This window comes from Calothrix sp. UHCC 0171 (assembly GCF_034931845.1).
GTDB lineage: Bacteria > Cyanobacteriota > Cyanobacteriia > Cyanobacteriales > Nostocaceae > Brunnivagina.
In genome coordinates this window covers 31,669-44,179 of record NZ_JAYGHN010000001.1, presented here as the reverse complement: position 1 = coordinate 44,179, position 12,511 = coordinate 31,669, and the positions used below count along the sequence as shown (strand labels likewise).

Below are 12,511 nucleotides of genomic sequence, written 5' to 3'. Positions count from 1 at the left end.
ATTGAACACTTCCCCTCTTTGTGCCTCTTCCTCTCCCCATCTGCTTGGCTACTTTTTGCCTTCGTTCATTTCCTGGACAAAGTTGGTATATACCTTACCTGCTAAAAATTGTGGTGTTTCCATGATTTTTTGGTGAAACCCAATAGTTGTAGGTAATCCAGTAATCGCGCATTCGCGTAATGCCCTTTTCATCCGGGTAATTGCCGTTTGACGGTCTGGTCCCCAGGCGATTAATTTGCCGATGAGTGAATCGTAATAGGGTGGAATTTGATAGTCTGTGTAAACATGTGAGTCAATTCTGACACCAGGACCACCAGGTGGTAAGTAGCCACTAATACGACCCGGTGCTGGTCTAAAGTCATGTTCAGGGTCTTCAGCATTAATCCGACATTCGATCGCATGACCTCGAAGAACTATATCTTCTTGTCTAAATTTTAATTTTTCTCCTTGGGCAATACGGATTTGCTCGACCACTAAGTCAACACCCGTAATCATTTCTGTAACTGGATGTTCAACTTGAATCCGGGTATTCATTTCCATAAAGTAAAATTGACCGGATTGGTCTAGGAGAAATTCGATCGTCCCAGCACCAGAATAGTTAATAAATTGCGCGGCTTTGACAGCAGCTTGTCCCATTTTTTCACGTAATTCCGGGTCAAGTGCGGGACTAGGTGCTTCTTCTAATAGTTTTTGGTTGCGGCGCTGAATCGAGCAGTCGCGTTCTCCCAAGTGAACCACATTCCCGTAATTGTCCGCCAAAATTTGAAATTCAATATGGCGTGGACGCTCAATAAATTTTTCAATGTAGACTCCAGAATTCCCAAATGCGGCTCCCGCTTCGCCCTGTGCAGCTTGGAAAGACTTAATAAACTCACTTTCAGCACGTACCAGGCGCATCCCCCGTCCGCCTCCTCCGGCGGTAGCTTTAATCATTACGGGGTAGCCCATTTTATTGGCGATCGCTAATCCCTCAACTTCAGATTCAACTAAACCGTCGCTTCCTGGAACTGTGGGCACACCTGCCCTTTGCATGGTTTCCTTAGCTGTGGATTTATCCCCCATCAACCTAATTGCTTCTGGTGATGGACCAATAAAAGCTATTTGATGATCGGCACAAATTTCCGCAAACCGGGCATTCTCCGACAAAAAACCGTAGCCAGGATGAATTGCTGTCGCACCTCTTGTTAATGCTGCTGCAATGATATTAGGAATATTTAAATAACTTTTAGCACTAGCTGGTTCGCCAATACAAACCGCTTCATCTGCCAACTGAACATGCAGCGCATTCCGGTCAACTGTGGAATGAACAGCAACAGTCGCAATTCCCATCTCCTCACAAGCCCGGAGAATGCGAAGCGCAATTTCCCCTCGATTCGCAATTAATATTTTGTCAACCTTCATCTTTTAGCTTCAACAATTTATTGAATAAATTAATATTTTCCCAGCCCAAGTATGGTCTCTACTAGCAAAGAACCATAGATTTTCGCTATATCTCTTAAATATTGCCCTGTGTCATCCCATATTTCTGTCTGCTGAATATCCGCATTTAAATTCTTTTTCGCAAATTCACAAATTTTCCACCTCATGTAGTAATTAATAGATTACTATGCTATATTCTATTTTTAGAGAAATCCTGCGGATGTGGCGGAATTGGTATACGCGCACGTTTGAGGGGCGTGTGGGCTTCCCTTGCGAGTTCGAGTCTCGCCATCCGCATTTCGACTTTATGTTTTCCCAAGAATTATTTACTTGACAAATATGCCTAGTGGTGTTATTAACAGCATCTCTAGATTTTTATTGGGCAAAGTTGAATTGGCATTAATGAGTTGGCATTAAATAAAGCAGATTATGTCAGCTAGCCACGCGATCAAATCTTTTAAAGAGTGACTCAATGTAAATTCAATGTATTCTCAATTCTTAACCCTGGCTCTTAGATTCTTTTTTATGCTTTTATATAAATAGGTGAACTTTTGTAAAGAGCCTTGACTGCAACTTTTACTCAAAACAACAATTTAATTTTGCCAACTGGTTGGCATCGTCTTTCTCCAATTTGGCAAGGTGGGGAAAGCATAGTTCAACAGGGATTGCCACACGCACAGTTAGCACCAGCTTGGCAGCTACTACTTTTAGGTGATGGTTCACCGACAAGACATTTACAATTATTAACGGGCGAGCCGACAGAAGTTGATGTTATCGACATGTCCCTGATTGGTATGGATTTGGATGGTGCGCCAGATTTAATCGAAAAAGTACCAGGACCGAGACTGCGACGACAAGTTTGGTTGCGTACTGCTTCGGGACAGCGTTTAGCTTATGCGACTTCATGGTGGGAAGCTTCCCATGTGGATGAGTATTTACAAAACCGCTCCTTACCAATTTGGGCAAGTCTAGCGCGTTTGCGAACCGAGCTTTATCGTGATGTCCAAGGAATTTATCAGGGTTCTTCGGCGGCGTTAGCAGCAGGTTTTGAGGAAAATGGACCATTTTGGGGTCGTCATTATTTGTTTTGGCATCATGGACAGCCTTTAACTTTGATTTACGAGGTTTTTTCTCCTTATTTGACTAAGTATTTAGGAAAGTTTTAACTTGAGTAAGTCGAGGTTGGAAGTGGGGAACAAGTTAAAGAAGTTTAAAGAAGCTAGTACAGCACGGCGGAAATCAAGCTAAGCTGCGACGCATCTAATTTGTATATAAGACGCGGGCAAGATGCCCACACTACAAGTATTTCGCGCTTTTGACTTATATAATTTAGCTGCACATCAGCTTACCATCTCAAATGCGAAAATCTCATAAAATGCTCTTTCTTACTTTTGCCTTTTGCCTTCACGCCCTAGGGAAAAATTAATTTTTGATCGGCAGGAAAATGATAAATTCTGTACCTTCTCCAAATACAGAGTTAACAGTGATCTTACCAGTGTGGGTGTCTTCAATAATTTGTCTGGCTATAGCCAGTCCTAATCCTGTACCTTTACCAACGCCTTTAGTTGTAAATAAATGGTCAAATATTCGGTGTTTGACTTCTTCCTTCATTCCCTTGCCGTTATCAGCAATAATAATTTTCACCTGGTTATCTTCCACAGAGGTTTTAACAAGGATTTTGTTGGGATTTGCCTTGATTTCCTCAAACTTACGTCCTGTATTTGACTCATCTAAAGCATCAATGGCATTTGCCAGAATATTCATAAATACTTGATTTAATTGACCGGGAAAACACTCTATATTTGGTAATTCTCCATACTCAGTGATAACTTCAATTGCTGGACGTTGTTCGTTGGCTTTGAGGCGGTATTTTAAAATCATGATGGTACTATCGATACCTTCATGTAAGTTGGCGCTAATTTTATCTTCGGTATCAGCCCTGGAAAAGGTACGAAGACTATTGCTGATTTTTTGGATACGTTTAGTTGCTCCTTGCATCGACTGGAAAATTTTTGGTAAATCTTCACAGATATACTCGATATCAATATCTTGGGCATGGTTGGCAATGGCAGGGGTGGGATGAGGATAATCTTTTTGGTAAAGGTGCAGATGCTTTAACAAATCTTGGATGTATTCATGGGTACTGCCAAGACTACCGTTAAGAAAACCCAAGGGATTATTGATTTCGTGGGCAACTCCTGCGACTAAATTACCCAGAGCCGACATTTTCTCACTTTGAATCAGTTGCATTTGTATCTGTTGCATGGAAACGAGGGTTTGTTTGAGTTCTACCTCGGTTTGTTTCCGTTCCAGAACTTCCTGCTGCACTTGAATATGGGCGTTTCGTAAACTCAAATGTACATTTACCCGTGCCAAAACTTCCTCAACTTGAATGGGTTTGGTGACGTAATCTACAGCACCTAGCTGTAAGCCACTAATTTTATTTTCAGTATCAGACAAAGCTGTCATAAAAATAATGGGAATATCCTGTGTACTGGGATTAGATTTGATACGGCGACAGGTTTCAAATCCATCAATTCCCGGCATCATTACATCCAGCAAAATTAAATCTGGTTCAATTTGGGGTAGTTTTTCTAGTGCCGTTTCTCCACTTTTGACTACAGATATATCAAATCCAGCACTATCTAAGACATCGAATAGGAGACGAATATTGTTGGGGGTATCGTCAACAATCAGAATTGAGTTGGATGGCATAGGACACCTCTTAGTATAAATACGGATAAAAAATAAAAAATCAAACAAAAATCAAACAAAAATTACAGATAAGATGCAATTAAAGTCGCGATCGCATCGATATCAAATTCATCTGTGAGGGTCAAAATTTTATTGACAAAGGGAGTGTATTGGGGGTCAATTTGTTTGATTTGTTTGGCTACTGCTTTGATTTCCGCGACTCGACAACGTTGAACGGCGGTATACAGGGCTTGGAGATGGGTTGCTTCTGGCACTACCCAAGCTTCAACATTAGAAATGTTTGTAGGTAAGGGTTTCGCCTCATCTACTGTGGTGTGTTCATAAATCCACTCCAACTTCAGGTAATGTTGAAGTTGATCAAGCAGTTCCTCCGCTTGCGCAGGCTTGGGGATAAAATCATTACAACCGGCGGCGCGGGCTTCCTTCCTGTGAAATTCAAATACACTGGCAGAAGAAGCAATAATAATTTGGTCTTTGAGGATTTCTGACTCGCGCATCTGTTTGACCATCTCAAAACCATCCATGACTGGCATGGCGAGGTCTGTAATTACTAAATCGGGATGAAGAATGTGTGCTTTTTCTAACCCTTCCTTCCCGTTAATGGCTTCGATAACTTCAAATCCGATGGGTTCTAGTAGATTTTTGATCACAGAGCGATTTTCCCAACGGTCATCAACAAGGAGAATTTTGTGGCGACTTTCCCCCTTGTACCCCATCACTGTACCGGAAGCAGTAATTCGCGAAGTCATCATCCATTCTACTGCTTCCGGTAATTCCACCTCAAACCAGAAGCGACTACCTTGACCGAGATGACTTTCGACTGCAATTATACCGCCCATCATCTTCACAATTGTCTGGCTAATCGTTAACCCTAGTCCTGTACCTTCGGTTTGTTTTTCTACCTTACCGACTTGCTCAAAGGGTAAAAATATGTTTTCTAATTGCTCATTTGCCATGCCGACTCCCGTATCCTTGACTTCAAAGCGAAATTTCCAGATGGGAATCTCGGTAGTATTGGGACTGATAGTCGCATTTACAAGGAAGGAAACAGAACCGCGATCTGTAAATTTAATCGCATTACCCAGCAAATTAATTAAAACCTGTCGCAAGCGTTTTTCATCGATTTGTACGCCCGTAGGTAAATTAGGAGCGGCAATATAAATAAAATCAATATCTTTTTGTTCAGCCCGGATGCGGGAAATTTCCACCACACTTTGTAAAAATGAATGCAAGTGTGTATCTTTGGGGTGAATTTCCATTTTTCGGGCTTCGATTTTTGCCAAATCCAGCACATCATTAATCAGCATCAACAAATGTTCGCCACACTTATTGATAATATTCACGCCCTTGTGGTCATTTTCACCCAAAGTACGCGATCGCTGTAAAATTTGGGCATACCCCAAAATTCCGTTTAAGGGTGTGCGTAATTCATGGCTCATATTCGCCAAAAATTCACTTTTTGCCTGGTTTGCCCGTTCGGCTAAAACTTTAGCTTGATTGAGTTCGGTTGTACGTTCTTCTACCCGTGCTTCTAATTCATCATTGGCTTGAAGGAGTTTTAATTCAGCTTTTTTGTTCTCGTTGACAATTGCTAATGTGGCAAAGGTAATTAACGCCGCTACTGCCATAAACGACTGCAACAACAGCAATGATTCAATTATGGGTTTATCAGCAAATATGCCCATACGAAATTTCGCTGCTGCTAATACCGTAATTTCAACTAGCAAAAGTAAGCTAGTTGCTACCCGTGCCCCCATCCAAAATGCAGCCCACAGTAAAGGCACTAGTAACAAATATTCTAGGGAAGATTTAGTCACAAAGATAATTTGACAAATCAACCCCAATACCAAAATAGTTAACCCTAATTCTGGCAGTCGGCGCTTGTCAAACCTGACTAAGTTTTGCGTTTGCGGAGACCAAGTCAGGATAATCGGAGGTAGGGTAAATAGAGTCGTAATGGTCATGACATACCATTGTTGCCAGTAACTCCAGTAATTTTCCCAAGGTGCAGCTCCTCCCCAGCAAGTAACTCCAACTGCAACTGTGGCATGGATCAAGGCACTGGGTAAAATAATTAACCCATATCTAAAAATATTTTGTACCCGTGAAAATAACTTTCCTTGGGGAATCCATCGTTTATATAGTAAGGGGATAATAAGTGGATCAGCGATCGATGCGACTAAAAATATCAGCAACACTGGCACGGTGTTTTGAGGATAGGTAGATTGCCAGAGAGTAAAATTTGCCAGCAATTCACTAAAGCAGAGAATTGGCAACAGGCGATAGCCAAATAGTAATATTGCTGCGACATAAACCCCTGTGGAAGGCCAGATAGCAACCATTCCTTGCTCAAGAGCGATCGCAGTAGATAGTTTACTGAAACAAATATGCATCACTGGAATCAGCACCAAGGCAATTAGGAAAGTGCGATCGATTTTCCAGGGTAGACGGCGAATTGGTTGAGATATTGACATGAGAGCCGGGGAAATAATAGTAAACTTTGGCAAACACTTAAAGCTTTACCTATGATTCCCATGTATGTATCGTAAATAACTTGATTATTATGACTATTTCGTAGAATCAGCAAAAATACTTCAGAAGTCGGGAGCCAGAATCAAGGCAAATTTTGACCGCATCAATTATCCCGACTCTTTCTTAGACTTGGATTGGAATCGAGATGACAAATTCCGTTCCCTGTCCAAGTTGGGAATCCACTTCTAACTTTCCGGCGTGGGTTTCGGTGATAATTTGCTTGGCTATAGCCAGTCCTAATCCTGTACCTTTACCTACATCTTTAGTTGTAAATAAATGGTCAAATATTCGGTGTTTGACTTCTTCTGTCATTCCCTTACCGTTATCAGCAATAATAATTTTCACCTGGTTGTCTTCCACAAAGGTTTTCACGAGGATTTTGTTGGGATTTGCCTTGATTTCCTCGAACTTACGTCCTGTATTTGACTCATCTAAAGCATCAATGGCATTTGCCAGAATATTCATAAATACTTGATTTAATTGACCAGGAAAACACTCTATATTTGGTAATTCCCCATACTCAGTGATAACTTCAATTGCTGGACGTTGTTCGTTGGCTTTGAGGCGATGTTTGAGAATTAAGATAGTGCTGTCGATACCGTCATGGATATTAAATCCTACTTTATAATCTTGATCTGCACGGGAAAAAGTCCGGAGACTGGTGCTGATATTTTTCAACCTGTCACATGCCATTACCATTGCATCTAACATCTTAGGCAAATCTGCCAATGTATAGTCTAAATCTATTTCTTCGGCATGATCGATAATTTCTGCACCGGGATTTGGTAAAGTTCTTTGGTACATTCGTAAATGTTCGCTAATCTCAGCCACAGTAGGTTTCGCCTGTTTGAGGCTAGCGGCAATAAAACCTAAAGGATTATTCATTTCGTGGGCTACCCCTGCAACTAAATTACCCAACGCTGACATTTTCTCGCTTTGGACAATTTGTAATTGGGCTTGTTGGAGATTTTGTAATGCTTGTTGAGCTTGTTGATAAAGTCGAGCGTTTTCGAGGGATATGGCTGCTTGGGCAGAAATGAGATTAATGACTTGTAAGCGTTCTTCTGTAAAAACTCTAGATATGAGTTGATTTTCTAGATATAAAATCCCTACCAAATGTCCTTGATTAATCATCGGGGTACATAATACACTCTGCGGTTTAGATTCGAGCATATATTTCCCAATTACTCCCGGAATATCTGTTTGGCAATTATCTATGATGATTGTTTTTCGAGTATTTTTAACATAATTGATAATTTTTTCTGGAATTGCTTGACAAGTCTCAATTGTTTGGGAAACGAGTATGGTTTGAATTGCCGCTTGAGAATTTATCTCACGATTTACCGAAGTAATTGCTCGTACTTGCCAGGTGTTGTCTTGGGGGAGAATTAAGACTGATTTTTTGGCACCAGAATTTTCTAAGATAATTTGGCTCAGATTAATAATTAGTTGTTCTAATTCGATGCTGCTGGAAATAGTTTGGGCTGCTTTAATGATAGAGGAAAAATCAAGGATATCGGAAATACTGGTACTACCTGTGGTGGTTTGAGTTGATGTCGAAATAGAACTAGAAATAGAACTAGAGCTATGGATAGTCGCAACGGTTTCCAGAGAATTCAAGTTGAGTCGTCGCTGTTGGAGAATCGGTTTGAGTAGCTGGGGATAGTTTTTTTCCAAATGATCTGTTTTGGTTTTGGCTCCCCATTTGGCATAGCAGTAATATGCTTCTTGTATATATCCTTGGGCAGCTTTTTCTTTGCCCCATTCGAGGTAAAATTTACCCGTGAGTTCGTTCGCTAAAGCTTCTTCTTGAAGATAGCCGTTTTCCTTAGCTCCACTAATAGCGAGTTCGTAGTATTCTATTGCTTGAGTTTTTTGTCCTAAAACTCGATATTTCTCGGCTTCTACCAGATGGAATTTATGTAAATGATTCATTGGGGCATGTTTAGCCCAAACTTCGATATTTTTCTGATTGTTTTGGATTTTTTCAAGCCAAATTTTTTGTTCAGAAGGTTGAATTTGAGGATAAAGTGCTAAACGAACTAAGGAGTCGTAGAAATAGAATAAAGGAACAACAACTAGTCCAGTCACCCCTCCTAAGGATTTTTCGGCAACTTCTGCATTCTTTAATGCTAGTTCATAGCGATCGCACAAGTAACAAAGTAGGAGTTTATTGATAAATAAATGATTAATAGTATATAAATCATTAGCTTTTTGATGAATGGGGAGCATTTTTTCTTCATCATAGGCTGTACCAATTAAACTATATACATGCTCAGATTTTCCCTGTAAATTGAAAACTGTCTGCTGATAAATAGAATTCCAATTGAAAGCAACTTGTTGCTTAATTTGTCTCAAGGATTCAATATAAAGGGCAAAGTCTTTTTCAAGACTTTCTAGTTCTTTACCTAACCAAAATGAGTGGACTGGGTAAATATAAGCACAATAACCAGCGTATTCTAAATCACCCGTTTCTAATCCTGCTGTATAACCTGCGATCGCGGGTGATAACGTTTCTCGAATATGCTGCTGCCAATGGGCGACATGGGCATTAACAACGGTAAATATTTTTGCTTTGAGTTCTGGGCAATGGAAATGTGATAATAGGTTCAAGGCTAATTTGCCAAATTCAGAGCCAGCTTCAATATCAGCGAAGGCTCCACAGAGAAGCAATCCATAAAGACTGTAGCCATAGGCTGAGACAGATGTGTTCCCATATTTGACCGATAATTTGACCATTTCAAAGGTAATTAAGGGAACCATAACTGGATCAATTTGAAAGGCAGCAGGAAGAACTCTCATTAAGATTTTCATGGCTGCGATATTTTCGGGGTTTGCCATGATTGGCAAATGCACTAAGTCAGCAATAGATTTGCCGTTCAAATGGGCAATCACTTGCTCCAAGCCTTGCTGAATATCAGAGGGAGTCGGTTGTTCGGGAAAATTAATATTTAATTGTTGAAGAATTGAGCGGGCAATTTGAATTGCTTCTAGTTGTTTACTTTGGACAATGCAAGCAGTAATTTGCATTTCGTAAACGGGTACTTTATCTAATGATGTTTTCGCATGTTGGCAGATGATTTCTGTTAACTGTTGCATCTGCTCAAATTTACCATTGAGGTAAGCAGCTTCAGCAGCCAAATTATGCATTCCTAATGTTAAGCTATATTGGTTCTTCCAGCTATCTTCTGCTAGGAGTTCTAAACCAATCAGAGAATATTCAGCCGCCGCAGTGTACGCAGTTGAGGCTTTAGCTTTTTTCCCAGCGATGAGATTTAATTGAGCTAATTTACTTTGCTCGATGATGTCGTCAATTAATGCCCTGCCCAGATTTAATTGATTGATAATATCAAAAATATTTTCTGATTGTTCTGGTTCAGGAATACTATGTAAAAGCGATCGCCCAATTTGCAAATGTGTTTTCTGTTTTTGAGTGTTGGGGATTAATGAATAAGCGGCTTGTTGGACGCGATCGTGTAAAAATTTATAATTAATAACTTGTGATATTTCTTCTTGATTAACTTGATTAACTTGATTAACTGGCTGTTCTTGTCCAATATAAAACTTATAAATTTCACTTTGTGGTAATATAAATCCTTCCTGCAAAGCCTTCCACAAAGCAGCAGCAGTATCCATTTCTGACTGTTGGGAAACTATTGCCAAGGTACTCAAATTAAACTGATTACCAATACATGCTGCCAATTTCAAAATATTTTGTGTTGTTTCTGGTAACTTCTGCAATTGTAATGCCATAAATTCAACAACATTATCAGTTAGTGCAGCAGCTTGCACTCTGACAATATCACACTGCCAATAACCCGCATTTAAATCAAAAGTAATTAAATTATCTTCATGTAAAACTTTCAGAAATTGCGTGACAAAAAATGGATTTCCTTGTGTTTTCTGATAAACTAACTGTGTTAATGGTTGTGCTATCTCTTCACGACAATTAAGAGTTTCTGCTACTAGCTGGTTTAAGCTATTTTTACTTAATGGCTGCAAAATTATAGTATTAATTACTGCACCTGATTTCTTCACCTCATCCAAAGTTATCATCAAAGGATGCGCCGCAGATACTTCATTATCACGATAAGCACCAATTAATAATAAATATCCACTATTGGACTCACTCATTAATACTTGTATCAATTTCAAGGAAGCAGAATCTGCCCACTGTAAATCATCTAAAAACATCACTAAAGGATGCTCTTGACTTTTCAATACTTGAATAAACTTTTGAAATAATAAGTTAAAGCGATTTTGTGCTTCATTTCCCGATAATTCCCGCGCTGGGGGTTGCTTACCAATAATAGTTTCTAATTCGGGAATGACATCAATAATTACTTGTCCATTTTCTCCTAATGCTGCGAGTATTTTCTCTTGCCATTGTTTGATTTTTTCATTACTTTCGGTGAGCAACTGTCCCATTAAATCGCGAAAAGCTTGGACAAATGCGGAAAAGGGAATATTACGATTAAATTGGTCATATTTTCCTTTAATAAAATATCCCCGTTGCTTCACAATCGGTTTATGGACTTCCGAGACTACTGCGGTTTTGCCGATACCAGAAAATCCAGCAACCAGCATCATTTCTGTTTTTCCCTCTTGACTCGACTCTACTAAAGAACTTGAGAAAATCCCAGCAACTCTATCAAATGCTGCTAATAATTCTCCAACTTCAGTTTCTCGACCATATAACTTTTCGGGAATGATAAATCGATCGCAAATATCTCGTTTGCCAATTTCAAAATATGTAATTTTCCCAGTATCTTTTAATTGATATAAACAATTTTCCAAATCATGCTTTAGCCCCAAAGCACTTTGATATCTGTCTTCGGCGTTTTTCGCCATGAGCTTATTAGTAATATCACTGATAACTACTGGTATATCTTTTTTGATATCTACTACAGAAGCAGGTATTTGAGCAATGTGACAATGCACTAACTCCATGGCATCAACGCTAGAAAACGGTAACTCTCCCGTGAGTAGTTGAAAAAAAGTGACACCTAGAGAATAAAAATCACTACGATAATCTATCCCTCGATTCATCCTGCCTGTTTGCTCTGGAGAAATATAAGCGAGGGTTCCTTCTAAAACATTCGGACTTTTAATTTCTAGGGTTTCTCTGGGGAGCAAAGAAGCAATACTAAAGTCAATTAATCTGACTTGCTTGGTTTCTGGATGAATCAGAATGTTTGCGGGTTTGATGTCTTTGTGGATGACACGGTTTTGGTAGAGATGGTGGAGAATATCAGTTAACTGAATCGCGATCGCTAAAAATTCGCTGAGGGTGAGCGAACGGGCTGTACAATATTCCTTTAAGGAAATTTCCCCCATATCTTCCATCACCAAGATGTAGCCATTTCCATAAGCTTCTAATGATAAGGGCTGAATAATACCAGGGATATGGAGATTTTTGGTAATGGTGTATTGATTACGAAATTGCAATAATTCATTGAAGCTAGGATATTCAGAGGTAAGAAATTTGAGGACAACTGCGAGAGAATCTTTTTCCCTAATTCCTCGATATACCAAGGTTCTGGAACCAGCATACAACTGTTCACTAATTTTATATCCGGGGATAATCGGGTTTTCAATTGCAGTATTCATTTATACCTACCTCAGATTGCCAGTGTGCTTTTGCTTCATGAGGTTAGTATTCCCGTGAACTAGCTGTTTGCTAACAAGTTGTTGGAAACTGATTTTTCTTTGTTCTTTTGTCTATATATTGGGATTTAATCTGGCTAACCATTGATCATTAATTTTTCCTTTTTCCTATCTTTGCATCGGTTTTATCGTCATGATTTAGATAAACCGGATATAACTTCTTCGCTTACCTCCTCAA

5 protein-coding genes and 1 tRNA gene are annotated in these 12,511 nt (G+C 39.6%); 2 read left to right on the top strand and 4 right to left on the bottom strand.

Features of this window, described 5'->3' with window-relative positions:
• Nucleotides 1-48 precede the first annotated feature (48 nt).
• Nucleotides 49-1,401 (bottom strand): acetyl-CoA carboxylase biotin carboxylase subunit, encoded by a 1,353-nt coding sequence (accC, locus tag VB733_RS00130; protein ID WP_323338092.1) that lies wholly within the window; start codon nucleotides 1,399-1,401, stop codon nucleotides 49-51.
• A 234-nt stretch (nucleotides 1,402-1,635) separates the two neighbouring features.
• On the opposite strand from accC, the gene VB733_RS00125 reads away from it, so the two are divergent.
• Nucleotides 1,636-1,716, top strand: a tRNA-Leu gene (locus tag VB733_RS00125).
• Between the two features lie 266 nt (nucleotides 1,717-1,982).
• Nucleotides 1,983-2,585: a chorismate lyase gene (locus VB733_RS00120; RefSeq protein ID WP_323338091.1), complete on the top strand. Its 603-nt coding sequence runs from the start codon at nucleotides 1,983-1,985 to the stop codon at nucleotides 2,583-2,585.
• 256 nt (nucleotides 2,586-2,841) lie between these two features.
• On the opposite strand, the gene VB733_RS00115 is transcribed toward VB733_RS00120, so the two are convergent.
• From VB733_RS00115 to VB733_RS00105, 3 genes are all read right to left on the bottom strand, one after another.
• Nucleotides 2,842-4,134, bottom strand: coding sequence for a sensor histidine kinase (locus VB733_RS00115; RefSeq protein WP_323338090.1), 1,293 nt, complete (start codon nucleotides 4,132-4,134; stop codon nucleotides 2,842-2,844).
• 62 nt (nucleotides 4,135-4,196) lie between these two features.
• On the bottom strand, nucleotides 4,197-6,608 hold the full coding sequence (locus tag VB733_RS00110) for an ATP-binding protein (RefSeq protein WP_323338089.1): 2,412 nt from the start codon (nucleotides 6,606-6,608) through the stop codon (nucleotides 4,197-4,199).
• Between the two features lie 181 nt (nucleotides 6,609-6,789).
• Nucleotides 6,790-12,276, bottom strand: coding sequence for an AAA family ATPase (locus VB733_RS00105; RefSeq protein WP_323338088.1), 5,487 nt, complete (start codon nucleotides 12,274-12,276; stop codon nucleotides 6,790-6,792).
• Nucleotides 12,277-12,511 lie beyond the last annotated feature (235 nt).

Coding starts and splice junctions, on each gene's coding strand:
- VB733_RS00105 (WP_323338088.1), bottom strand. CDS start 12,276: ATGAATACTGCAATTGAAAACCCGATTATCCCCGGATATAAAATTAGT.
- VB733_RS00110 (WP_323338089.1), bottom strand. CDS start 6,608: ATGTCAATATCTCAACCAATTCGCCGTCTACCCTGGAAAATCGATCGC.
- accC (WP_323338092.1), bottom strand. CDS start 1,401: ATGAAGGTTGACAAAATATTAATTGCGAATCGAGGGGAAATTGCGCTT.
- VB733_RS00115 (WP_323338090.1), bottom strand. CDS start 4,134: ATGCCATCCAACTCAATTCTGATTGTTGACGATACCCCCAACAATATT.